Source organism: Kolteria novifilia (assembly GCA_007748055.1).
Classification (GTDB): Bacteria; Planctomycetota; Planctomycetia; order Kolteriales; family Kolteriaceae; genus Kolteria; species Kolteria novifilia.
In genome coordinates, this window is record CP036279.1 from 5,277,472 (window position 1) to 5,301,458 (window position 23,987).

General features: G+C 63.2%; 19 protein-coding genes. 5 read left to right on the plus strand and 14 right to left on the minus strand.

All coding sequences use genetic code 11. From position 1 onward, the window contains the following. Positions 1-16 precede the first annotated feature (16 nt). From Pan216_RS19345 to Pan216_RS19380, 8 genes are all read right to left on the minus strand, one after another. Complete coding sequence (locus Pan216_RS19345) at positions 17-883, minus strand: phosphatidate cytidylyltransferase (protein WP_145260464.1); 867 nt, start codon at positions 881-883, stop codon at positions 17-19. A gap of 474 nt (positions 884-1,357) precedes the next feature. Further along, positions 1,358-2,122, minus strand: a complete 765-nt coding sequence (locus Pan216_RS19350) for an isoprenyl transferase (RefSeq protein WP_419192739.1) — start codon at positions 2,120-2,122, stop codon at positions 1,358-1,360. A gap of 1,047 nt (positions 2,123-3,169) precedes the next feature. Further along, positions 3,170-4,453 (minus strand): adenylosuccinate synthase, encoded by a 1,284-nt coding sequence (locus Pan216_RS19355; protein ID WP_145260468.1) that lies wholly within the window; start codon positions 4,451-4,453, stop codon positions 3,170-3,172. Between the two features lie 4 nt (positions 4,454-4,457). Further along, complete coding sequence (carA, locus tag Pan216_RS19360) at positions 4,458-5,621, minus strand: glutamine-hydrolyzing carbamoyl-phosphate synthase small subunit (RefSeq protein ID WP_145260470.1); 1,164 nt, start codon at positions 5,619-5,621, stop codon at positions 4,458-4,460. A gap of 167 nt (positions 5,622-5,788) precedes the next feature. Continuing rightward, complete coding sequence (locus Pan216_RS19365; protein WP_145260472.1) at positions 5,789-6,730, minus strand: tyrosine-protein kinase family protein; 942 nt, start codon at positions 6,728-6,730, stop codon at positions 5,789-5,791. Between the two features lie 13 nt (positions 6,731-6,743). Continuing rightward, the gene (locus tag Pan216_RS19370) at positions 6,744-7,148 is read right to left on the minus strand and encodes a hypothetical protein (protein ID WP_145260474.1); all 405 of its coding nucleotides are present in this window, start codon (positions 7,146-7,148) and stop codon (positions 6,744-6,746) included. A 212-nt stretch (positions 7,149-7,360) separates the two neighbouring features. After that, complete coding sequence (locus tag Pan216_RS19375) at positions 7,361-7,987, minus strand: hypothetical protein (RefSeq protein WP_145260476.1); 627 nt, start codon at positions 7,985-7,987, stop codon at positions 7,361-7,363. Next, positions 7,984-8,283, minus strand: coding sequence for a helix-turn-helix domain-containing protein (locus Pan216_RS19380; protein WP_145260478.1), 300 nt, complete (start codon positions 8,281-8,283; stop codon positions 7,984-7,986). Before Pan216_RS19380 ends, Pan216_RS19375 begins: the two co-directional genes overlap by 4 nt. A gap of 547 nt (positions 8,284-8,830) precedes the next feature. Between Pan216_RS19380 and Pan216_RS19385 the strand changes: the two genes are divergently transcribed. Next, positions 8,831-10,150 carry a Gfo/Idh/MocA family protein gene (locus Pan216_RS19385; protein ID WP_145260480.1) on the plus strand — a complete coding sequence of 440 codons (1,320 nt, stop codon included), beginning with the start codon at positions 8,831-8,833 and terminating at the stop codon, positions 10,148-10,150. A gap of 1,849 nt (positions 10,151-11,999) precedes the next feature. On the opposite strand, the gene Pan216_RS19390 is transcribed toward Pan216_RS19385, so the two are convergent. Then, the gene (locus Pan216_RS19390) at positions 12,000-12,194 is read right to left on the minus strand and encodes a Trm112 family protein (RefSeq protein ID WP_419192740.1); all 195 of its coding nucleotides are present in this window, start codon (positions 12,192-12,194) and stop codon (positions 12,000-12,002) included. A 361-nt stretch (positions 12,195-12,555) separates the two neighbouring features. Between Pan216_RS19390 and trpS the strand changes: the two genes are divergently transcribed. The 3 genes from trpS to Pan216_RS19405 all read left to right on the plus strand — a co-directional run bounded on the left by trpS (position 12,556) and on the right by Pan216_RS19405 (position 15,338). Next, positions 12,556-13,632, plus strand: coding sequence for a tryptophan--tRNA ligase (trpS, locus tag Pan216_RS19395; RefSeq protein WP_419192741.1), 1,077 nt, complete (start codon positions 12,556-12,558; stop codon positions 13,630-13,632). Positions 13,633-13,653: 21 nt separating this feature from the next. Next, on the plus strand, positions 13,654-14,517 hold the full coding sequence (gene kdsB, locus Pan216_RS19400) for a 3-deoxy-manno-octulosonate cytidylyltransferase (RefSeq protein WP_419192742.1): 864 nt from the start codon (positions 13,654-13,656) through the stop codon (positions 14,515-14,517). A 464-nt stretch (positions 14,518-14,981) separates the two neighbouring features. Continuing rightward, positions 14,982-15,338, plus strand: a complete 357-nt coding sequence (locus Pan216_RS19405; RefSeq protein ID WP_145260484.1) for an ATP-dependent Clp protease adaptor ClpS — start codon at positions 14,982-14,984, stop codon at positions 15,336-15,338. Between the two features lie 142 nt (positions 15,339-15,480). On the opposite strand, the gene Pan216_RS19410 is transcribed toward Pan216_RS19405, so the two are convergent. The 5 genes from Pan216_RS19410 to Pan216_RS19430 all read right to left on the minus strand — a co-directional run bounded on the left by Pan216_RS19410 (position 15,481) and on the right by Pan216_RS19430 (position 22,646). Then, on the minus strand, positions 15,481-17,826 hold the full coding sequence (locus Pan216_RS19410) for a vWA domain-containing protein (protein ID WP_145260486.1): 2,346 nt from the start codon (positions 17,824-17,826) through the stop codon (positions 15,481-15,483). Continuing rightward, positions 17,823-18,377, minus strand: coding sequence for a hypothetical protein (locus Pan216_RS19415; RefSeq protein WP_145260488.1), 555 nt, complete (start codon positions 18,375-18,377; stop codon positions 17,823-17,825). Before Pan216_RS19415 ends, Pan216_RS19410 begins: the two co-directional genes overlap by 4 nt. 216 nt (positions 18,378-18,593) lie before the next feature. Further along, positions 18,594-20,762 (minus strand): BatA domain-containing protein, encoded by a 2,169-nt coding sequence (locus Pan216_RS19420; RefSeq protein ID WP_145260490.1) that lies wholly within the window; start codon positions 20,760-20,762, stop codon positions 18,594-18,596. Then, the gene (locus Pan216_RS19425; protein ID WP_419192743.1) at positions 20,762-21,655 is read right to left on the minus strand and encodes a DUF58 domain-containing protein; all 894 of its coding nucleotides are present in this window, start codon (positions 21,653-21,655) and stop codon (positions 20,762-20,764) included. Before Pan216_RS19425 ends, Pan216_RS19420 begins: the two co-directional genes overlap by 1 nt. Continuing rightward, positions 21,621-22,646 (minus strand): AAA family ATPase, encoded by a 1,026-nt coding sequence (locus Pan216_RS19430; protein ID WP_145264165.1) that lies wholly within the window; start codon positions 22,644-22,646, stop codon positions 21,621-21,623. The genes Pan216_RS19425 and Pan216_RS19430 overlap by 35 nt, the downstream gene beginning before the upstream one ends. A gap of 1,049 nt (positions 22,647-23,695) precedes the next feature. On the opposite strand from Pan216_RS19430, the gene gatC reads away from it, so the two are divergent. Next, positions 23,696-23,986: an Asp-tRNA(Asn)/Glu-tRNA(Gln) amidotransferase subunit GatC gene (gene gatC, locus Pan216_RS19440; RefSeq protein WP_145260492.1), complete on the plus strand. Its 291-nt coding sequence runs from the start codon at positions 23,696-23,698 to the stop codon at positions 23,984-23,986. Position 23,987 lies beyond the last annotated feature (1 nt).

Consider the following 23,987-nt stretch of genomic DNA (forward strand, 5'->3'; position numbering starts at 1 on the left):
GACCTCCGCGACGGGACTACTGAATCCCGATCAGGAAAAGGTAGGCCAGCGGGCCGGTAAAGAGAACCGAATCAATCACGTCGAGCACTCCTCCGAACCCGGGAATGTGCGACGACGCATCCTTGTGTTGGCATTCGCGTTTGATCAGCGACTCCATGAGATCTCCCACGGGGGCGGCAGCGCCAAGGGCCAAGCCGAACCCCAGGGCGGAGAAGGGATCGAGCACCTCCACGCCCATGATCCATTTTCCCACGGCAGCCACGACAAATGCAATAGCGACGGCGGCCACCACGCCTCCCGCCGCTCCTTCCCAGGTCTTCGCAGGGCTCAACCGAGGCGACAATTTCGTCCGCCCCAAGTAGCGACCCGTGAAGTAAGCACCGATGTCACAACACTTTGGGGTGAACACCGCCAGCGTGACCGCGAGCGCCCCCGCGATCGGGCCTCCCGGATGCCAGCGAAGCTCCGCGATGAAAACGCCAAGGAATCCGATGTAGAAAAGCGAGAAGACATGCCCCGCGATGACGATCAGCGAGTTGCCGGGTTCGCGATACTCCCACGCCGAGATCAACAGCGCCGCCATCGACAAGAAGACGAAGAGGAACGCCGCGACCACGATGGTGGATGTCCCCCCCGGTCCCAGCCAAGGGGTGAGCCAGGCCGAGCCGATGATCAGCAAGCAGCCGGTGATCACGAACCAGGGCTTGACCGCCACCGGCACACATTGCATCATCTGCGCCAGTTCACGGGCGGCGAACCACGTCGCCAGCAGCGCCACGACGCCGAGCAGCGGGTAGTACGGGGCAAGGAGGTTGTCGACCGCCAGCATCGCCAAGACGCCACACGTCATCAACAGCCCGAAGAGCAAGCGGTGATTCAACATCCGTCAACGTGCCCAGGCCCGACGCATGCGCAGGCGCTGCTTTTGAGATCCGTCCGTCGGCCGATCACCACGCCGGCCGACCATTGATACCATCAAATGAGTGCAGCCAGTTCTACGGCAACCCGTCGGCAAGGCGAGCCCTTCTCCATTTCCTCGCGACGCTTGCCGGGGAAAATGGAAATCCCACCTCGATGCCCTCACGCGAGAATCGACGCCAGAAGTCTCTTTCTCGCCATTGGGAACGACACCGACAAGAGGGACGTCAACTCTCCTGGATTCACTCTAGCGAAGAAAGGGAAATGACCGAGGCTGGCATCAGCATGATACGAACGATCACACGCCGAGCGCCTCGTGCCGGATGTCACTAGTCGTGGGCATGCCGGGGACGCTTCTCATTCTCATTCGAATAACCGTTCGCACAAGGCATCGACTCGAAAGTCGACCGTTGCCCCAAGTCGCGACGCCGACGACGCGTCACCCGTTGAGGCCACCGTAGCGGCGTTCCCGACGGGCGAAGTCGACAAGTGACTGCTGCAAGTGCTCCTCGGCGAACTCCGGCCAACAGACACTCGCGACCCAAATTTCGGCGTAGGAGATCTGCCAGAGCAGAAAGTTACTCACCCGCTGCTCCCCCGCGGTCCGAATCAACAGGTCCGGATCGGGCATGTCCCGCGTGTAGAGCGCTTCCGCGATGATCGTCTCGTCAACATCCTCGGGATCGAGCTGCCCGTCGCGGGCACGTCGGCTCAATTCGCGGACGGCGTCGACGATCTCCGCTCGGCCGCCGTAGTTGATCGCCAGGCAGAGCACCATGCCGTCGTTGTCGCGGCTCATCTCCAGCGTGCGGTTCATCTCGTCGATCACCTCGGGAGGAAGGCCCTCCCGGCGACCGATCACTTGCAACCGGACGTTGTTCTTCATGATGGTGTCGCGTTCGTCGATCAGGTAGCGACGAAGCAGTTCCATCAGAAGGTCGAGTTCGAGCCGCGGCCGTTTCCAGTTCTCTTGCGACAGGCAGTAAAGCGTCAATTGGCCGATCCCCAATCGGCAGCACTCCTCCACCGTCCGGCGGACACTACCGACGCCTCGCCGATGCCCCTCGATCCGGGGCAAGCCGCGCTGTTGGGCCCATCGACCATTTCCATCCATGATCACCGCGATGTGTCGCGGCAGGCTCTCCGGCTCCAAGCCCAAACGCTCGAGTGTTTGTTCCTGGGATTCCGACTCCGTTGCAGGCACCCAAATCTCCTTCGGGATTCCATCTCGTCCCACGGTCATCGTTGACGATCGCCGATCAGCCGTCGTCGTCCATCTAGGCCTACGTGTCAGGCACTAAGGTTCCCCTCTCCCCCTGTGGGAGAGTCAGCCTCTTGTTCCCCTCTCCCCGTGGGAGAGTCAGCCTCTTGTTCCCCTCTCCCCGTGGGAGAGTCAGCCTCTTGTTCCCCTCTCCCCGTGGGAGAGGGGTTAGGGGTGAGGGGGCTTCTCTTAAACCAATCACCCGGCAATCCCGTGCGTTCCATCCCCTCACCCGGCTTGCTTCGCTCGCCGACCTCTCCCCGCGGGAGAGGTAAGGAATGCCTGACCTACGCGATCCCGGTGCGAACGTCTGATCGGAGGAGCAAACACTCCCCGCATGCCCACGCAAGAGGGGGCATGGCACCCAGCCTCTTGTTCCCCTCTCCCTGTGGGAGAGTCAGCCTCTTGTTCCCCTCTCTCCCCGTGGGAGAGTCAGCCTCTTGTTCCCCTCTCCCCGTGGGAGAGGGGTTAGGGGTGAGGGGGCTTCTCTTAAACCAATCACCCGGCAATCCCGTGCGTTCCATCCCCTCACCCGGCTTGCTTCGCTCGCCGACCTCTCCCCGCGGGAGAGGTAAGGAATGCCTGACCTACGCGATCCTGGTGCGAACGTCTGATCGGAGGAGCAAACACTCCCCGCATGCCCACGCAAGAGGGGGCATGGCACCCAGCCTCTTGTTCCCCTCTCCCCGTGGGAGAGTCAGCCTCTTGTTCCCCTCTCCCCGTGGGAGAGGGGTTAGGGGTGAGGGGGCTTCACTTAAACCAATCACCCGGCAATCCCGTGCGTTCCGTCCCCTCACCCGGCTTGCTTCGCTCGCCGACCTCTCCCCGCGGGAGAGGTGAGGAATGCCTGACCTACGCGATCCCGGTGCGAACGTCTGATCGGAGGAGCAAACACTCCCCGCATGCCCACGCAAGAGGGGGCATGACACCCGGAAGACATCGAGGTGAAAACACCTCGGCGCTTGGTCGGCGAATTTACCCATTAGAATGTTAGTCGATGTGGATCGTCTCGCGACGGGCGGGGCCGACCGAGCAGAGGGCGATCGGAACGCCGACTTCCTCGGAAATCGCGTCGAGGTAGGCTCGGGCCTCTTTCGGCAGGTCGCTGAGCTCGCGGCACTCGCGGATGTCTTTCTTCCAGCCGGGTAGCGTCCGGAAGATCGGCCGGCAGCGAGCCAAGCGATCGAGCGGCACCGCGAATTCGCGCGTCCGTTCGCCATCGATCTCGTACGCCTCACAGATGGAGATCTCATCCATTTTGCTCAGCACGTCCAGCAACATGACCGCGAGAACATCGCAGCCGTTGAGCAACGCCGTGTAGCGGGCGGCGACCGCGTCGAACCATCCGCAGCGGCGCGGACGGCCGGTCACGGTTCCGAACTCGCGGCCCTCGACCCGGATGTGCTCGCCCTTCTCGTCGAGCAGTTCCGTCGGGAAAGGCCCACCTCCCACCCGCGTCGTGTAGGCCTTGACGATCCCAATGATACGATCGACCCGGCGAACCGGGACACCGCAGCCGCTCGACAGTCCGCAGACCGAACTGTTCGAGCTGGTGACATAGGGATAGCTTCCGTGATCGATGTCCAGCAGCGTCCCCTGGGCACCCTCGAAGAGGATACTCTTGCCCGCGTCGAGCGACCGTTGCAGCGACCAGAACGTATCAGTGACGTAGGGCTCGAGAAAGCGAGCCGCTTCGCTATAGTCCTCGACGATCTTGTCGACTTCGAGCGGTTCGATGTCGCTCGTGTGCGCTCGCAGCAACTTGTTCTTGTACGGAACGATGTCCACGAGGCGTTCGCGCAAGCGATCGGAAGAAACGAAATCGCCCATCCGTACGCTGTGAATCCGTAGCGCCTTGTCGGCGTAGCACGGGCCGATGCCGCGACCGGTGGTGCCGATCGCCGACTTGCCCGCCTCGACCTCGAGCAGTCGTTCGTACGCGGTGTGATAGGGAAGAATGACGTGGGCCCGGTCGCTGATCTGCAGCCGACCGTCAATCTCGACGTCTTTCTCTTGGAGTTGGGTGATCTCGCTGACCAGCGACGGGGGGTGAATCGCGACCCCATTGCCGATGACACATTCCTTGCCCGGCTCGATCATGCCGGAGGGAACCAGCGACAGCTTGTAGGTCTTCTCGCCGACCACCACCGTGTGCCCGGCGTTGGCCCCTCCGTTGAAGCGGACCACCATGTCGTGCTTGGCGGTCAAGAGGTCGACGACCTTGCCCTTGGCCTCATCGCCCCATTGCAGTCCTACGACGCATGTCGTGGCCATCTGGCTATCTCGCGTTTCCTCGGCAAGTCATGTCCCGCTTGCGCGCCGCATCCATCATCTCGATGAATTCGCCGAACAAGTACGCACTATCGTGAGGTCCCGAACTCGCTTCCGGATGGTACTGGACCGAAAAGACCGGAAGGGTCTTGTGACGGAGCCCCTCGAGAGTTTGATCGTTGAGATTGATGTGGGTCGCCTCCACCTCCGAGGGGAGCGTGGCGGCGTCGACCGCGAATCCATGATTCTGTGTCGTGATCTCCACCCGGCCCGACCGCTGGTTCAGCACCGGCTGGTTCGCCCCGCGGTGCCCGAACTTCAGCTTGAAGGTCTTGGCGCCGAGCGACAGCGCGAGCAACTGGTGGCCCAGGCAGATGCCGAAGATCGGCACCTCGCCCATGAGCTTCTGAAGCGTTTCGACACCGTAGGTCACTGGTTCGGGATCGCCCGGGCCGTTGGAGACGAAGATGCCATCGGGTTCAAGCGCGAGAATCTCGTCGACCGGCGTGGTGCCGGGAACCACGGTCACGGCGCAGCCCGACTCGCTGAGGCATCGAGCGATGTTCCACTTCATCCCGAAGTCGAGGGCGACGACCCGGTAGGGAGCTCCCGACTCGGCCGTCGAGCCGCTTGGCTTGATGAATTGCCACTCGCCACTCTGGGTCGTCCACTGCGAGACGCCCTCGGTCATCACCTCGCGGGCCAAATCGCGACCGACGAGGCCTCGGCTCTCGCGGGCTTTGGCCACGAGGCTGGCGTCATCCAGATCGACCGTCGAGAGGATGGACTTCATGGCGCCCTGGCGGCGGATCCGCAACACGAGCGTTCTCGTGTCGATTCCCTGCACGCCAATCACCCCATGTTCGGCGAGGTAGTCCTCAAGCCGCTGATCGTGCCGATAGTTACTCGGACGCTTCGCGAGCTCTCGGACCACGAATCCGCTGAGAAAAGGCCTCGGCGACTCCACGTCGTCACGATTGACGCCGTAGTTGCCGATCTGCGGATAGGTCATAGTGACGATCTGACCGTGATAGGAGGGATCGGTCAGGATTTCCTGATAACCAGTCATCGAAGTGTTGAAGACGGCTTCTCCGAGAGTTTCGCCCTCGGCACCGAAGGACTCTCCCGTGAGCACAGTTCCGTCTTCAAGCGCGAGCTTTGCTACCGCCATCGCGAACGAACGTCCCTCCCGACGCGGGCGACCATCCAAGTTGGTGAAAGCGTTGCGGGCGCCGCGACCATCCGGGATGTTCTATGAATCATCACCCCCTGGAACACCGGAATCCTAGGCGAGAGGATCCCGATTCGGGCGACGGGGTAAGGAAAGGGACGATGCGACTACATGCTGATGCCGTTCTCGATCACGCCGAGGCAGCGAACACGTCGTCGCTTGAGCGATTGCAGCGATTCGGAAAGGCAGGAGCCGGACTGCTTCGACGGGCGGCTGACCAAGAGCGCCGCATCGATGCTCGGGACGCTGAGCGCGGGGTTGGGCTCGTCCAGCAACGCCCCCACGTCCATCACGACCAGATCGAACTGCTGGCGCAGTTGCGCCATCGTGTTCCACCAGCGTGGCTCACCGATCAATTGCGATGGAGACTCCAGCCTCTTACCCAACGTCAGCAGGGTGATCGGCGGGTCGTCGAGTCCGATCAGAGCGTCCCGAAGAGGGCACGATGACTCGACCAGTCGCTCCAAGCCCGCCCGCCGAGGAAGTTGAAGTCGATCCGCGAGAGAAGGCTGCGAAAAGTCGGCATCCATCAAGAGGACATTTCGCCCCGTGTGATGGACCAAAGCCCAAGACAGCGCGATCGCGACACTGGTGCTGCCCGTTCGCCGGCGGGTTCCCGACACGATCAGCGTCCGTACCGCGTCGGCCGCGCAACCCCGTTCCAAGCATCTGGTGAGCGAGCGCCACTGAGGGGCGTACTCCCGCAAGATTCGCCGGACGATCGGTGGTACCATGGCGGAACGCAGCATCGTCGACGGCCTCACCCGCGACTCGGTCGCGACCATCGACCCAAGCGGGTTGCTCGTGGCGGGACGCAAGATCGGCTCGACAACCACCGCCGGTTCCGGCCTCGAGGGTGGCGTGATCGCCAGAGTGATTTCAGCCGTTTCAGGGTCATGGGAAGGGACTTCCGGCGTTTCCGGAGTCTTCCCCGCGTGAATCGGCTCCCAATGGGGCTTGGCGTGAGGCCAAGCATAGTCGCGCAACTGGTCGAGCCGCTGACGCCAATCGTCGGAAGGTGTTTCTGTCGAAGAAGTAATGACTGACACGCCGTCCTCCGCGCTAGCGTCCAGGCCGCGCCGGAGCCCCTGCGAGGGGGACCGGGAGCGTGTAGACAGGGTCGAGATTCACGGGAGGATTGATCGTCTCAACCTCTTCCAGAGAAACGACTTGCGAGATGATCGCTGGATGCGATCGCGATAGCCGCGTCGGGAGGGTCAACTCCGACGCCCGCGCATTGAGAGGTACCGAGAACGACATGGGTGGCGAAATAACATGCCAAACGACCATCGCCGCCAAGGAAATCAGCGGGGCCGCGGCGATCATGCCCGCCACCGGGAGAAAGAGGGCTCGCCCCCACGCCCGGAGAACCCGGCCCGCTCGGCGATGGGTGCGAGGCATCTGGCGGATGCGAAGAACCGTCGGCGGAACTCCTTGCCAGTCCTCAGGATGCGTTGTCCGACTCATCCGGATTGCCCCTGAGCCCCAGCCACCAGCGAAGACACGCGCCCGCGCCGCCGACCAACATCCTCAGGAAGCGCATCGCGCGCCTCAGGGGACCGAATTGGACGGCTACGGAGCGTTATCGGCGCGAAATCGAACCAAAATCGATTCAAAATGAACCGATTCTGACGAGTTTGGCGGCTAATCGGATGAGCATCGACCCGAAATCGATCCGATCACCACCTTCGATGAAGGTAGGGGCTGATGCGATTGGTCGAGCTGGCGTTGGCGTTGGCATCGAGAAAGATTTGGCGCGACTCGTCGGAGCACCCGCCGGCCTGCTGGCCCTCGAGCTGCCTCCAGAGATCGATTGAGCCAGGGAACTTGCGGTAGAGCATGTCGCGAGCTTGCTCGAAGTCGTCCATCGACCAAGCCGCGAGCTTGTGGATCCGCTCCCAAGCGTCGCGGGAGAAGCGGGCGAGGAGGTTCTCGGCCTGAAAGCTCTGCACCGGCTTGTCGCCGTCGCCGTAGATTGAGATGCGAAGTCGCGGCTGACCGGCCAAGGTCCACAGCGTCGGTTCGTCGTCGGCGTACTCGTTGATCCACGTTTCGTAGAGCGCCCGCGGACCGATCCGAAAGAGAACCGGGACCAGCGCGACCACGCCACCGGACGGGGTGGGTCTGACGCGAAAGAGGCCGGCGCGGACCTCGAAATCGGGGTGCTTTCCGTAACGTTCGATCGTCCCGCATTCTTCCCGGATCATCCAATGGACTTCCCAGGATCCGTCGGCGTGGTGCGTCCGATCGTAGAGCGCCGTTCCGACAGGCAATCGCCGCAGGACTTGGACGGGGTCCACGTTCATCCCTGAGCCTCCTTCAAGGGCCGGTCCTCAAGGACGACCGCCTCGACGACGGGCGTCAGTTGAAGTCGCAGCACTTCCGTGATCTTGGCGGCGGTCGCCAACTTGAGGTCGCGTTCGCCGCTCACGAAGCGGTAGAGGAGTTCCGGCTTGATGCCGGCAGCCTTGGCGATGGCGTACTGCGTCATGCCCGAAGCTTCGGCACTCTCGATCGCGTTCAAGAGTTGCCCGGACAGGGACGCCGGATCGACGTCCCGGCGCTTTTTATCCTTCTTTTTCTTCTCTTTCTTGGACGCCACCCAGCTCTCCTCGTCGCTACAAGGGATGACCTCAGACCGCGGCCACGCGTCGGGTCACCTCTCGTTTTTCTATATGCCCAAAGGCATTCCATGTCAATCGGGGCATACATCGCTTACCCTATCCCGTTGCCGCCGCTGCGGTTCGGATCGGCTCGAGGGCCCCCTTTTCGGGGAGGACACCTCCTCGCGTCCGGCCAAGGGACCGCCCAGGATCTTGCGGCCTGTTCCTCAACGCAACGTGGCGCCCAGGATCTTGCGTGCGGTTCCTTAGCGCAACGTGGCCAGGTCCCTCCCGTCGCCTCGTCGCCCCGCGACTGATTGCTCGTGACATCACCTCTTTCGGCCCGATCGCGAACCTGGTACACTTGGGAACTCAAGCGGGATTCCGCGATCCCCCGTTCGGCCCCGACTCCCCAAGAGTCCTCCTCCGGGCCGCGCCGGTTCGTCGCGGCATCTCCCCGGCCGTCGTCCATTGCTCGGGCGACGAGCGCTGTTGGTCCCACCAAGGTAACCACGACGTCGAGACAGGCTCGAGTCTTCAGGAGACATGACCGTGAGCGATGAGATCGTCCGCAGAGACTTCACCAAACTGGGAACCGCCGCCGCGATCGGCTTGGCCACGTCGACGGTGAACACCGCCCGCGCCGCCGCCAACGATCGTGTCCGGCTCGGCATCATCGGTGTCGGCAATCGTGGCGGCCAGCTCATCGACGCCTTCCTCCCCCACGACGACTGCGAATTCGTCGCGATCTCCGACGTCTACAAGCCCTACCTCGCCAAGACTGCCGAGAAGCTCGGGGGCAAGGTCGATCAGTACGAGGACTATCGCAAGATCCTCGACCGCAAGGACATCGACGCGGTCATCGTCGCGACCCCCGACCACTGGCACGCCCTGCAAACCATCGAGGCGGCCGACGCCGGCAAGGATATCTACGTCGAAAAGCCCCTCTCCTCGACCATCGTCGAGGGCCGCAAAATGGTCGACGCGGTCAACAAGAAGAAGCGGGTCGGCCAAGTCGGACTGCATCGCCGCTCGATCCCCTCCTTCCACCAACTCGCCAAGGAGATCCAGGACGGCCGCGTCGGCAAAGTCACCGTTACCCGGGCCTACCGCATTAGCAACATGGCCCCCAACGGCATCGGGCACGCCAAGAAGGAGAACGCCCCGGCCGATTTGAACTGGGACGCTTGGGTCGGCCCCCGCGCCGAGCAGGCCTACCAGGACAACATCGCCCCCTACAAGTTCCGCTGGTGGCTCGGTTACTCCTCGCAAATGGGCAACTGGGGCGTCCATTACTTCGACGCCCTCCGCTGGATGCTCGGCGAAGCCGCCCCGAAGTCGGTCGTCGCCCTCGGTGGCCGCTACGCCGTTGACGACGATCGCACCATTCCCGACACCGCCGAGGCAGTCTTCGAACTCCCCGGCGGCAGCTTGCTGATCTTCGGCCAGTACGAGGCGAGCGGAAACCCGATCTTCCCCACCGGCGAAATGGAACTGCGCGGTACCCAGGGCACGGTCTACGCCTCCGGCAACGGCTACGAGATCCTGACCGAGCGCCCCGGCCAGTTCCAAGCGAAGGGACGTCGCGGCAAAGCCAGCCGGGTGCAGGCGAAGCTACCCAATCACGAGGCGACTAGCGCTCACGCCCGCAACTTCCTCGACTGCATTAAGACGCGCGACGAGACCCACTGCCCGCTTGAGGAAGGACACCGCTCGACGATCTTCGCCCACTTGGCGAACATCGCGTTGGCCACCGGCCAGAAGCTCGACTGGGACGCCGAGAACGAGCGTTTCACCAACAGCCCCGAGGCCAACGAACTCCTCGAATACGAGTACCGTTCGCCCTACAAGCTCCCGACGGTGTAACGACGTCGTTCGGTGCGATTCCGAACATTATTGGGTAGGATGGGCCTCTACCGTCCCCCCTTGTCCAAGGGGAAGCCTCTACGGTCCCCCCTTGTCCAAGGGGGGAAAGAGGGGGGTCGGCTTTGTCTTTCGATGCCCGAATCGAGACGGCGGTCAAACGTCGGAAGAGCCCCCACTAACTCCCCCTTGGACAAGGGGGAGAAATTAGGATTGTCCCATCGACAACAGGGAGGCATCGCCAACCCGTTCGCGAACCGCTCAAGGCGCTCCGTTGTCCAATCTTTTGGCTAGCCCCGGTTGCTCCGCTACCGGGGCGTGCGCCGCACGCAAGGAGCTCCAATCATCCCTCCTTGTCGACCAAGGAATGGCGTGTCTTTTAGCCGCGAACGCGGCGGCAGCACGTAGCCTGGTACGTTAGTGCCAGGACCATGTCACCGTCCTAATCCCGAGCCCTGAAGGGGCGACACTCTTTGACTGGCCCTTCCCCGCTGTCGCCCCTTCAGGGCTCGGCATCTTTTCGACGCACGATTCCTGCGGCTCACGCCGCAGGCTACGTGCTGCCATCGCTTCGCGACTGATCATCGTCGACAACCAGTAACGAACAGCGAAAGTCCACCCTCGTCAGGCAATGGCCTGACCTACCAATGGGGACTCTTGTGGCTGCACCACCCCAATGGGCAATCAATTCCGAGTCTCCCGAGCGATGGATCGTGCCAACCTCTTGAGCCGCGAACGCGGCGGCAGCACGTAGCCTGGTACGTTAGTGCCAGGACCATGTCGCCGTCCTAATCCCGAGCCCTGAAGGGGCGACACTCTTTGACTGGCCCTTCCCCGCTGTCGCCCCTTCAGGGCTCGGCCTCTTTTCGACGCACGAGTCCTGCGGCTCACGCCGCAGGCTACGTGCTGCCGTCGCTTCGCGACTGATCATCGTCGACAACCAGTAACGAACAGCGAAAGTCCACCCTCGTCAGGCAATGGCCTGACCTACCAATGGGGACTCTTGTGGCTGCACCACCCCAATGGGCAATCAATTCCGAGTCTCCCGAGCGATGGATCGTGCCAACCTCTTGAGCCGCGAACGCGGCGGCAGCACGTAGCCTGGTACGTTAGTGCCAGGACCATGTCGCCGTCCTAATCCCGAGCCCTGAAGGGGCGACACTCTTTGACTGGCCCTTCCCCGCTGTCGCCCCTTCAGGGCTCGGCCTCTTTTCGACGCACGAGTCCTGCGGCTCACGCCGCAGGCTACGTGCTGCCGTCGCTTCGCGACTGATCATCGTCGACAACCAGTAACGAACAGCGAAAGTCCACCCTCGTCAGGCAATGGCCTGACCTACCAATGGGGACTCTTGTGGCTGCACCACCCCAATGGGCAATCAATTCCGAGTCTCCCGAGCGATGGATCGTGCCAACCTCTTGAGCCGCGAACGCGGCGGCAGCACGTAGCCTGGTACGTTAGTGCCAGGACCATGTCGCCGTCCTAATCCCGAGCCCTGAAGGGGCGACACTCTTTGACTGGCCCTTCCCCGCTGTCGCCCCTTCAGGGCTCGGCCTCTTTTCGACGCACGAGTCCTGCGGCTCACGCCGCAGGCTACGTGCTGCCGTCGCTTCGCGACTGATCATCGTCGACAACCAGTAACGAACAGCGAAAGTCCACCCTCGTCAGGCAATGGCCTGACCTACCAATGGGGACTCTTGTGGCTGCGCCCCCCCGATTGGCAAGCAATCGGGGCCACCCGGAGTCCGGAAAACGTCGCTCACCCCGCATGCCCACGCAAATCCGTCGATCCACTCCTGCATGCCCACGGAAACCCGTGGGCATGGCACCCAAGACCGATCACATCTCAACGACCTACTCCGCAGCCGGCGGTTCCGCCTCCTCGCGGACCGCTTCGTCGCGAACCATGATCGGAATCCCGTCTCTGATGGGAAAGAGGAGCCCGCAGCCGCAGCGAAGACCCGCCTCGACGCGTTCGAGCTTCCCCTTGCAGACGGGGCATTGCAGCACGTCGAGTAGCATTTGGTCGATGGCTTCCGGGGGATGCACAAGACTCTCCTTGGCCGTTCTCGGCCCTAGGCGCGGTGGCGGTTGTCGGGAATTGGGTGGGTCTCCCCTCCCCGGCTGATTATCAAGAACTCCGTGGCGACCCGCAACGGAGCGTGTCGCACGAATACAAGACAGGTGCATCAACGCGAGGGTAGCCTCCAATTGCTCCCCCTTGGACAAGGGGGGACGGAAGAGACGATCCCCTTGTCCAAGCGGGAGCAATAAGAGTGCCCCGTCCGCCCCTGTCTTGTTCTGTTTCCGTGACTCCGCTAGAGTCGGCACCGCGCCGGCGGACCCGGTCCGCGCATCGCGAGGCAACACCGGCTCGATGGGAGCCCCCTGAGCATTGGGAGTGGCATTGGTGGCGAACGAGGATTCTCCGAAAAAAAGACTGCTGACCGGCGATCGGCCTACGGGAAAACTGCACCTTGGGCACTACGTCGGCAGCCTCGCCAACCGAGTGAAGCTCCAAGACGAGTACGATTGCTACATCCTGCTCGCCGATCTGCACATGCTCACCACCAAGCCTCAAAAAGAGGCGATCGACGAGCTCCGCGACAACATCCGTGAGATCGTCCTCGACTACCTCGCCGTCGGCATCGATCCCACGAAAGCGACCTTCTACCTCCAGTCGGCGATCCACGCCGTCTACGAAATGAACCTCGTCTTCGAAATGCTGGTCACCCTGCCCAGACTCGCACGCCTGCCCAGCATCAAAGACATGGCGCGGGCGGCGAAGTTCGACGAGGAAGCCGTGCCGTTCGGGCTGATCGGCTATCCCGTCCTGCAGGCGGCCGACATCCTCATGCCCCGGGCCCACATCGTCCCGGTCGGCAAGGACAACGAAGCCCATATCGAGATCACCCGGGAGATCGCCCGACGCTTCAACTTCCTCTACGGCGAGACCTTCCCCGAGCCCGAGTCGATCATCGGCGATATTCCGACGCTGCCGGGTACCGACGGCAAGTCGAAGATGAGCAAGAGCTTGAACAACGCGATCTTCCTCTCCGACGACGACGCCACCGTCGCGAAGAAGATCAAGACCGCCTACACCGACCCCAACCGGATCAGCGCCGATGTTCCCGGCAACGTCGAGGGCAATCCGATCTTCGCCTACCACGACGCCTTCAACACCGATAAGAGCGAGGTCAACGACCTGAAGGATCGCTACCGCCGGGGAGCGGTCGGCGACGTCGAGGTCAAGGAGAAGTGCATCGCCGCGGTCAATGGGTTCCTCGATCCGGTCCGCAAGCGCCGCGCCGAATACGAGCGCGACAGCGGGCTCGTCGAGCAGATCCTCTACGAGGGAACGCTCAAGACCCAGGAGATCGCCAACGAGACGCTCAAGGAAATGAAGAAAGCCATGGGGCTTGCAGGCATCTGGAATCGCATCAGTCGGAAGGCCCGAGATCGCATCAAGAAGAGCGAAACCGCATGATCCCAGGGAGGGGAGAAACGGATGGCCATGGACAGGCTTGATGGCGCGCCCGAGGACCAGCAGCGCGCCCAACGCGAGGAACAGGCCCCTTACGCCAATCGGCGAACCAAGGGGATGACCGGCATCATCGTCATTCCGGCACGGCGGGCGTCGACCCGTTTGCCCGAAAAGCTTCTGCTTCGCGACACCGGCAAACCGCTCCTGCATCACGCGATCGACCGCGCCCGCGAGGCGGTCGAACAGTCGGGGGGACTCTTCGCCGATATCGTGGTCGCGTACGACGACGAGGAACTCGGCGAGATCGCTCGCGGCGCCGGTGTCCGCTCGATCCGGACCAGCGACCGGCACGAATGCGGAACCACGCGCATCGCCGAGGCGGTGGAAGAATTGAGCCGTGACCGCCGGGTCGACGTTGTCGTCAACCTGCAAGCGGACGAGCCCGAAATTGAGCCGGAAGCCCTTCGCTGCGTCGCCGAGGAGTTGGTGCGCGATCGCTGGGCCGACATGGCGACATTGGCAATCCCGATGCCGCCGGGCACCGAGGAAGGGATGAACAATCCCAACGCGGTCAAGGTCGCGCTCGACACGCAGGGACGAGCGGTCTATTTCTCGCGGGCTCCCATCCCCTATCGGCGCAACGCTCCCCTCGAGGGGGAAGCTCTTTGGCACCACCACCTGGGGATCTATGCGTACCGCTACTCGTTCTTGAAGGAGTTCGCCGCCCTTCCCGTCTGTCCGTTGGAACGGATCGAGGGGCTTGAGCAATTGCGAGCGCTCAATGCGGGCCGCCGGATTCGCGTCGGCCAGGTCCCCGCCAGTTGGGCCGGCAAGGGAATCGACACCGTCGACGACTATCGCGCCTTCGTCAACCGCATGGCGGCGTAGCAAGACACGATCGGCAGCGCTCCCCGGAAGACCGTCGTGGTCCATCGAGGCCTAGCTGCCCGTTGATCTATTCGCTGTCGGCTACGCTTAAATCAACGGACTGCCAAGTGTCGGGCTCTTCAGGGTGCCCCTCTCCCCGCGGGAGAACCGTTGGGGCGAGGGGTGGGCCGTCCGCGAACGAGCCTTGATTTTCCAAGCCGGAGTCTCCCTCACCCGACTCGCTTCGCTCGCCGACCTCTGCCCAAGGAGAGGTGAGGAATTCCTGACACTTCGAGGTAGACGGACCAGATAGGCCAGACCATTGCCTGACGCGGCCACCATTCGGCAATCGTGTTGGGTCAAGACCCAACCTACCTCGGCGTTGCCCCTCGCGACGGACCGACGTCAAACTTCCCGGGGGGGCGGGCTAGCGAGCGATCTCTCGACGCGTTAGGCTAGAAACTAGCGCAAGGAGATTGCCAACCATGGTCGATGTAAATCGGGACGCAGCCGAAAGCTCCGCCGGGGCCGCTGTTGACACCGAGATTGTGAATAAACCTCGCAAAGCCCCTCTCTACGCCCTGATCTTGGAGAACGACGATCATCACTCGTTCGACTACGTGACGCGTATCTTGCAGCAGATCTGCGGTCATTCGGCCACGAAGGCCTACCAATTGACGCTCGAGGCCCACAATTCGGGCCGGTCGCTCATCTGGTCGGGGGCCCTCGAAGTCGCCGAGCTCAAGCGCGATCAGATCCGCTCGTTCGGGCCCGATCTGTTCGGCCCCAAGCCGGTCAAGTTCCCGCTCGGCGTCGCGATCGAGGAACTCCCCGCGTCGTAGCGTCCAGGCGACGATTTCGTTATCACGTCAACTCAAGGGTGCGATACTCGGTTTGTGTGGGGATGACTTCGATTGACGAACGGTTCCCACATGCCGGCGCAAGGGTCGGTCCTCGTTGCCGTCACGACCAGCACACGACGCTCTACGCCAGGAAATTCGTCTTGCGGAGCAGCCATTCGAGCGAAAGCGTCAGGGCCAACGCGAGCATCACCCAAACGCGATCCCAGAGCGGTCGAGGCGGACTGGTGGAGATGACGGTCTCCGTGCGATCCTCGAAGAGTTCGGGAATCGCTCCAAGCTGCTGGAGTTCGTAGAGCCGTCCTCCGGTCTCGCTCGCCAACGACGCCATCAGCGTCCGATCGGCGCGCAGATCCGCGAACTCCCGCTCGGGGAGGACGACTTCGATCCGCTGACTTGCCGCCTCATCGGAGCCTGGAACGAGGATCTCGAGCCGGTGCTCCCCCACCCCTTGCGGACTGAAGAGCCCCGCGTATTGTCCCGGATGATCGGGGTCGGCCTTGAGGGACATCTCGGTGACGTTGCCGCCCGGCCCGACGATCGAGAGTGGCACCTGTTCGAGGGCGAGCGGCGAGTAGTCGCTGTCGAGCAAATGGACCCGCACTTCGATCGGCTCGCCAAGACGATAGCGGTCGGCATCCAAGAGAAAGGAGACCCGCCCCGTCCCGCGCAAGAGCCTCCCCTGGCTGGTCTGGCGAACGAGCTGGATCCAGAAGTGGTCGTAAGCGTCCTGGCTGAGACTCCGCACGCGCCAGGTTTCGCCGCTGCCGATGAAGAAGACCCTTCCCGCCCCGTAGAACTGGTGGACGAAGAAGGCCGGGATGAGCGATCCCGACTGCAACTCGGGGTTGGCGTGTTCGGCGAGGACCGTCGCCCCCGCCTTGACGCTAATCGTCGGGTAGCTCCAGTAGACGCCTGGCGATTCCTTCCACAGTTCCTGATCCTTCTCCGGGTCGTCGGCGAGCCGGATCATCGGGCTCTGCACCCCTTCGGAGGTCGGGCTGATCGGCCACGGTTCACGGACCGCCGACCCCAGCACGTTGCTCGTGAGGACTTCCTTGAGCACGACGGGCAAGAGTTGGCGGACGTCGGCAAGCTCCCGATCGCGGACGACGCTCGGCATGTGAATCAACCCCGCGACGACAATCAGCCCTCCGGCCTGCCGCGAGACCCACTCCTCCAGGACGCGGCGTCCGCCGGCGCCCATCGCCTCCCAATCGGGATCGAGAGCGATGATGACATCCTGCCCGAAGAGGTTCTCGCGATCGCTGGGGAAGCTCGCGAGCATTTCGTCGGCCTCCTGCGCCGCCCCGGGCATGGCGCTCTGAAGCAGGACCGTCAGCTCGATGGTCTTGTCGCGATAAAGGAGGTTGCGTAGGAAGCGATACTCCCGCGACGGGCCGCTCGCCAGGAGGAGGACCTTGGTCTTGCGACTGAGGACTTCGAGCGTCGCGCTGGCGGCATTGTCGTCGGTCCTCGGCTCCCGGGGGTCGATGTCGGTTCGCACCGTCAGACGCCAGTTGCCGGTCTCCTCGGGAAGATACGTGAAGCGGACGTTCGCGGGCGAGCCATCCTCGGGCAGCCGAACATCGCGGCGATCGACGACGGTCGGCTTGGCGTTCTCGGCGGTCGACGCCAGCTCGAAGCGAACCGGGAGGGTCTGCCCCTCGAGCCCCGTTCCCTGGACGAAGGCATCGACCTTGATCTCGTCGCCCCGAAAGGCCCTCGCCGGCAGACGTAGTTCGGCGATCCGGATGTTGATCGGGGCCTGTTCGCTTCCAACCGGCACCGAGGCAATCGGAACCTTCCACTGCTTGGCCAATTCGATCGCCGGCTCGATCGTGCCCCCGGCATTGTTCCGCCCATCGGAGAGAACCACCACCCCGGCGAGCGGCTTGGTGATCTCTCGGCGGAAGAGTTCCGTGAGCGAGTCGCCCAGCCGCGTCGCGTCGCTGGTCGGAACGAGGAGGTCCTTCCAAGCGACCTTTGTCGTGGGCTCGGCGCTGTCGTCCTCGCGCTGGCGGGGGAACTCGGACGATGGTTCGAGCGTCGCCCCGAAGGTATGGAGGCCGACATCGTGCTGTCGGCGCAGGTCGGCGAGGAGCGAACTCTCCGAGAGCGCCGCGACCAAGCGATCGGCGCGCGAGGGACGCTGGGCGAGGGACGATTCGTCGACATCCTCGATCGTCATGCTCAACGAAGTATCGGCGAGAAGTACGACGCGCGAGGGCCGCTCGAGCGAGGTCTCCGTCCGCACCCGCGGATCGAGAAAGATCCACCCCAAGAGCACCAGCGTCGCGCAGCGCAGCAGTGGAAGGATCACCCGCAGTGGCCGGGAAAGCTCCCTCGTGTCGCGCCGATAGAAGAACCAAGCCGCCGCGCAGAGCCCAACGATCAAGCACCCCACGAGGAACCAATCCAAGGGATTCTGGATGCGTCCGAATTCAAAGATGATGTCGTCTTGAGTCACGAGCGATTCATCTCGCGGCTGGGGTCATCAGTCATGGTCCACACTCGTCGTGGTGCGTTTTCGTCTACGTGTCGAACTCTTAAGTTCCCCTCTCCCACGGGGAGAGAAAGCCTCTTTTTCCCCTCTCCCACGGGGAGACAAAGCCTCTTGTTCCCCTCTCCCACGGGGAGACAAAGCCTCTTGTTCCCCTCTCCCACGGGGAGACAAAGCCTCTTGTTCCCCTCTCCCACGGGGAGACAAAGCCTCTTGTTCCCCTCTCCCACGGGGAGACAAAGCCTCTTGTTCCCCTCTCCCACGGGGAGACAAAGCCTCTTGTTCCCCTCTCCCACGGGGAGACAAAGCCTCTTGTTCCCCTCTCCCACGGGGAGACAAAGCCTCTTGTTCCCCTCTCCCACGGGGAGACAAAGCCTCTTGTTCCCCTCTCCCACGGGGAGACAAAGCCTCTTGTTCCCCTCTCCCACGGGGAGACAAAGCCTCTTGTTCCCCTCTCCCACGGGGAGAGGGGTTAGGGGTGAGGGGGCTCTGTTCCAACTAACCGCCTCGTTCTTCAAAGCGTTTCGTCCCCTCACCCGCCTCACCCGCCTCGCCCGCCTCGCTTCGCTCGCCGACCTCTCCCCATGGGAGAGGTGAAGCCCGCCAGGGTCGCTTGGTGCTCCCGGCGCGTAGAGGTGAGGAAGACCTGATATACAGTCGCGAACGCCAACTCCTCCCCTCCCACGTCCTCGTCGCCATTCGTTGGGCGATGGTCCACCTATCACCCACCTCCGTCACTTCAAATGGTAGCTCAGCCGGTAGGCGAGCCATTGTTCGAAGAAGAGCATCAACACCAGAATCAACAAGATCACGTCGCGCGGCTCGAACGCTCCTTCGTCGGCATCGGCCCGAAAATCGCTCGGCAGAAAGTAGTGGTGTTCGATCCCTTGGAGCAACTCCCGGCGAGCCTCCGCCGTCAACTTGGCGAGTTTCCCCTCGGCCGGGTCGACGTTGATCGCCTTGGCCACAATCTCCTCGGAACCATCGGTACGGGTGCGGGTCAGTCGGTAGATCCCCGCCACCTCGGTCTGATCGAGCGTCACCGTCGCCGCCAACCCGGTGCGCTCCGCGTCGACCTCGAGCGTTCGCGCGGCCCCATCACCTCGGGAGGGAATCGTAAACGTCGCGGCGGGCCGATAGAGCGCCGTGTCAAGATCGACCTGCCAAGGGACTCCGACGCGGGCCTCGGGCCCCTCGATCGCCGGGGTCGCGAGATGACGCTGAAGCTCCAGCATCGCGACCACAAAGCTTGGGTTGCGGGCCCACGTGTTCCACGACGGCTCGACCGTGCTTAGAAAGAGCATCACCCGGCCACGTCCAAGCGTCGATTCAACGACCAGCGGATCGCCCTCGCTCGTCGAGGCGACGATGCTCTCCTCATCGCGGGCGGCCTCTTCATCGCTCAGCGTGAAGTATCGCTGAAAGCGGACAGCGTCGAGGAACGGATTGCGTTCCCCCTCGAAGACCCTGAAGACCGGATGCGACTGCCACGCGAGGCCGACACCTAGCTCGTTCTCATCCGAAACATCGCGCACCGGCCCCAGCGCGGCGGGAAGGAACCCTCCCTCGGCAGCAAGTTGAGCGTTGTAGCTGTCGACGGAGATTTGCTCTCCGAGAAAGATCCCCAAACCACCACCATCCTTGACGAAGTCGACGATCGCCTCGGATGCCTTGCCGTCAAGTTGCGGAACATTCACCAGGTAAACGGCCCGAAATTCCGCGAGGTCGACGCCGGTTGGGAACTCCGGCCCATGGATCGTCGCGACAAGGCCCGTGTTCACTCCGCCGCCGGGAGCCAACGCAAACGAGAGGAAGCGAGCACCAAGTCGCCGGGCGTCGCCAGCGACGATCAGGACGGGAATCGACGGTTCGAGGTCGAAGGCGAGCCAACGCTTGTTGTCCGTCGCGAGCGCATCCTCTTCGAGCGAGACCTGCAACCGATGACGTCCGATCTCGTTGGCCCGGACCGGAAACGTCACCCGCGCCGACTGTCCCGATTCGATCCGCTCGATGGTCTGGGCGGGTAGCGGCGAGTCGTTAAGGCGCGGATGAACCCGGACACGCTCGACGGCATCGGGACCGTCGTTGTGAACCTCGACCGCGACGTCGAAGGGGAGCTCGGCGGCAGCCGATCCGAGGCTCGCCGAGAGCCGTTCGACCGTCAGGTTGGGACTCGCTTGGGACGCGACATCGAGCAAGTAGAGTTCCGTCTGATTCTCGCTCAGCTTCCGAAGCGACTTGACCAGATCTCCCTCCTCGCCCCAGTCCTTGGCCCGGTAGTCCGACACGAGGTAGACGCTGCGCTGCGAGGCATCATTGGCCGCCAAGAGCGAGGCCGCTTGCGCCACCCCGTCACCGGGAGGCGTCGCCAAATCGCTCGGCTCCCAGGACTCGGACAACTGCCCGAAGCGATCGACCAACGGACGATCAAGCGGCGCTCCGGCGATCTCCGGTTCGTTCCGTTGCGACGTCCGCAGGATGGTCACGAACTGCTTGCCGGGCTGATCGGCGAGTCCGGTGAGGAGCAGCCGGGTCATGCGGAGCCCTTCCCCGAAACCGGTCGTTGTGCCGAGCCGCTGGCCCATGCTGAAGGAGTCATCGATCACGATCACATGCTCGGACCGCTGCCCCGCCGCGATCAGGGACCAGAGTCGTTCACCGGCCAGCGGACGCGCCAGCAAGACGACGACGCCAAGGATCAGCAGGCATCGCAAGAGCAAGAGCAGAAACTGTTCGAAGAAGATGCGGCGCCGATTGCGGCGTTGGCTGTCAAGCAAGAACTCCATCGCCGCCCAGGAGACCCGGCGGAAGTTGAGCCGGTGTAGCAAGTGGATGATGATCGGCGCCGCGATCAGGGCGGCCCCGGCCATGAAGGCGGGATTGACGAACCAGGACGAGAGCATCAGGCACGGATCCTCTCGTGGAGCAATCGGGCGAGCACGGCGTCGATCGGCTCACTCGTCCTCGTGAGACGGTAATCGACCCCCGTCTGGCCGGCGAGCCGCCTCAAGTCGCCAAGGTAGCGTTCGAGCGACTCCAAGTAGTCCTCGCGCAGGGCCCTGGGATCGCACGTCAGTTGTGCCGCTTCCTCGAGGCCGACGAAACGGGTCATCCCCTTGAAGGTGAACTCCATCTCGTCCTCGTGCAGAAGGTGGAAGACGATGACGTCGTGCCGACGCTGACGCAGCATCCGCAGGCTCTTGAGCACGCTTTCCCGGTCGGCCAGGAGATCGGAGATGAGCACGACCATACCGGGCCGCGACTGCGACTCGGAGACCCGGCGCATGATCGCTTCGAGATCGGTCTTCTTCTTCGGCGACTCGACGTGCAGGGCGTGGAGAATCGTCTGCAGGTGCGTCGTCGGATTGCGATGGGGGACCTCGGCGCGAATCTCTTGATCGAACGTCACCAGCCCGACCGAGTCCGACTGCCGCAGCAGCAGATACGACACCGCGGCCGCCAGCAGCGAGGCGTACGAGTGCTTGTGGGTCTCGCCTGTGCCGTAGTCCATCGAGGCGCTGGCGTCGAGCAAGATCGTCGCCCGGAGGTTGGTCTCCTCGACGAACTCCTTGATGTAGAGTCGGTCCTGTTTCGCCCAGACCTTCCAGTCGAGGTGCCGCAAGTCGTCACCGGGGGTGTATTCGCGGTGCTGCGCGAACTCGACGCTCTGCCCTTTCAGGGCGCTGCGATGTCGACCGCTCATGAGTCCTTCGACGATCTGCCGGGCACGCAGTTCGAGGGAACTGACGCGCGAGGCGACCTCAGGATCCAAGTAGCGCCGCGAATCGTTGGTCACTTTCGAGGTCCGCTTCTTGAGCCGGCGTTTCGTCAATCAACCGCTGAACGACGCGATCGGGCGTGATCCCTTCCGAGTTGGCCGCGAAGCTCGTCACCAGCCGGTGGCGAAGGACCGGAGCGGCGAGGGCGGCGATGTCCTCCGTGGAGACATGGCGCCGTCCCTTGAGCAGCGCCCTTGCCTTGGCCCCGAGGATGAGGAACTGCACGCTTCGCGGTCCCGCGCCCCAAGTGAGCCACTCGTCGACGAAGTCGGGAACACCGACCTCGCCAACTCGCGTCTGTCGGACCAGGGCGAGGGTGAACTTGATGACGTGATCGGTCACCGGGACACGGCGGACGATCTCTTGCAGTTCGAGGATCTCCTCGCAGGAGAGAACCGGGTCGACCTCGCTGAGGGTGGTGGTCGTCGTTCGCCGGGCGATGTCGAATTCCTCGCCGAAGCTGGGGTAGCGGACCGCGATTTTGAACATGAAGCGGTCCTGCTGCGCTTCAGGCAGCGGATAGGTTCCTTCCTGCTCGATCGGGTTCTGCGTCGCGAGGACGAAGAAGGGGTTCGGCAACTTGTGCTGCACCCGCCCGACCGTCACTTGGTGTTCCTGCATCGCCTCGAGCAAGGCCGCTTGGGTCTTCGGCGGGGTGCGGTTGATTTCGTCGGCGAGGACCGCGTTGGCGAAGATCGGCCCCTGGAGAAAGCGAAACTCCCGCATCCCGGTGCTGCGGTTTTCCTCAATCACTTCGGTTCCGGTGATATCCGCCGGCATCAGGTCGGGGGTGAACTGGATCCGGCTGAACGACAGCGAGAGGGAACGCGAGAGCGTGCTGATGATGAGGGTCTTCGCGAGCCCAGGCACCCCTTCGAGGATGCAGTGGCCGCGGCAGAAAAGGGAGATGAGCAGCAGTTCGATCACCTCTTCCTGGCCGACGATGACGCGATTAATCTGCTCGCGCAGCTTGGCGTAGGCGCTGGTCAGTTGCTCGGCGGCCCGCATGTCGTCGGCGCCGAGATCCGTATCGTTCAAGGTCGTCTCCTGAACCCTTCTGGGCGATTCGGTCACTCCGAATCCGATATCGTACACCTGGTGCTGAAATGAGGCGAGCCGATTCCGAGGTCGTCGACGGCTCCTTCCCCTTCTGGATAGCTCCGCCACCGAGTTCGGGCCAGTACCGGTTGCTCCGCGACTGACCTCTCGGCAAGCACCGGTTGCTCCGCTACCGACCTCTCGGCCAGCACCGGTTGCTCCGCCACCGACCTCTCGGCAAGCACCGGTTGCTCCGCCACCGACCTCTCGGCCAGCACCGGTTGCTCCGCTACTGACCTCTCGGCCAGCACCGGTTGCTCCGCTACTGACCTCTCGGCCAGCACCGGTTGCTCCGCTACCGGTGCGGCAACGCCGCAAGAAGTCTCGGATGACGCCGCCATTGGCCGATCGATGAGACTCCTCCCGAGGCCTCTTGCCGACTCCGTCGGCCCAGGTTGAATCAACCTGGGCTAGCCCGGAATGGGAAGCGGACGCAAGAAGTCTCGGATGACGCCGCCATTGGCCGATCGATGAGACTCTTCCCGAGGCCCTCGTGCCGACTGACCTCTCGGCAAGCACCGGTTGCTCCGCTACCGGTGCGGCAACGCCGCAAGAAGTCTCGGATGACGCCACCATTGGCCGATCGATGAGACTCTTCCCGAGGGCCTCTTGCCGACTCCGTCGGCCCAGGTTGAATCAACCTGGGCTAGCCCGGAACGGGAAGCGGCCGCAAGAAGTCTCAAATGACGCCACCATTGGCCGATCGATGAGACTCCTCCCGAGGGCCTCGTGCCGACTGACCTTTCGGCAAGCACCGGTTGCTCCGCTAACCGGTATCGTAAAACCACACGCGGCATCGGATGAGCCGAGCAAGGAGACCGCTGGCGCTGGTTCCACACTCTTCTCTCGACTCACTCAACGCCTCTGGTTGCCCCCTTGGACCCCGCATGTATACTTGCCTCTTCGGGCAGGAACGAGAACCACCAGCATCCAGCGGGTGCGATCTGACGAGTACCAGCATGAGTTTCTCACGCGAACAAGTCGACAAAGTCGCCCTCCTCAGCCGACTCGAATTGACCGACGAGGAGAAAGATCGGATCAGCCAACAACTCGGCTCAATCCTCGACTACATCGAACAACTCGGCGAACTTGACACCGAGGGCGTCGAGCCATTGGCTCACTGCCTGCCGATCCAGAACGTCTTTCGCGAGGACGTCGTCGAGGAGAGTCTTTCGATCGACGAAGCGCTAGGCAACGCGCCCAAGCGTCGCGACGAGTTCTTCGCCGTCCCGCCCCCCATCGAAAAGTAAG

Excerpts from the sequence above, each read along its gene's own strand:
- Pan216_RS19345 (WP_145260464.1), bottom strand. The coding sequence starts at position 883 with ATGTTGAATCACCGCTTGCTCTTCGGGCTGTTGATGACGTGTGGCGTC.
- Pan216_RS19355 (WP_145260468.1), bottom strand. The coding sequence starts at position 4,453 with ATGGCCACGACATGCGTCGTAGGACTGCAATGGGGCGATGAGGCCAAG.
- carA (WP_145260470.1), bottom strand. The coding sequence starts at position 5,621 with ATGGCGGTAGCAAAGCTCGCGCTTGAAGACGGAACTGTGCTCACGGGA.
- Pan216_RS19370 (WP_145260474.1), bottom strand. The coding sequence starts at position 7,148 with ATGAGTCGGACAACGCATCCTGAGGACTGGCAAGGAGTTCCGCCGACG.
- Pan216_RS19375 (WP_145260476.1), bottom strand. The coding sequence starts at position 7,987 with ATGAACGTGGACCCCGTCCAAGTCCTGCGGCGATTGCCTGTCGGAACG.
- Pan216_RS19385 (WP_145260480.1), top strand. The coding sequence starts at position 8,831 with ATGACCGTGAGCGATGAGATCGTCCGCAGAGACTTCACCAAACTGGGA.
- kdsB (WP_419192742.1), top strand. The coding sequence starts at position 13,654 with ATGGCCATGGACAGGCTTGATGGCGCGCCCGAGGACCAGCAGCGCGCC.
- Pan216_RS19405 (WP_145260484.1), top strand. The coding sequence starts at position 14,982 with ATGGTCGATGTAAATCGGGACGCAGCCGAAAGCTCCGCCGGGGCCGCT.
- Pan216_RS19420 (WP_145260490.1), bottom strand. The coding sequence starts at position 20,762 with ATGCTCTCGTCCTGGTTCGTCAATCCCGCCTTCATGGCCGGGGCCGCC.
- Pan216_RS19430 (WP_145264165.1), bottom strand. The coding sequence starts at position 22,646 with ATGCGGGCCGCCGAGCAACTGACCAGCGCCTACGCCAAGCTGCGCGAG.
- gatC (WP_145260492.1), top strand. The coding sequence starts at position 23,696 with ATGAGTTTCTCACGCGAACAAGTCGACAAAGTCGCCCTCCTCAGCCGA.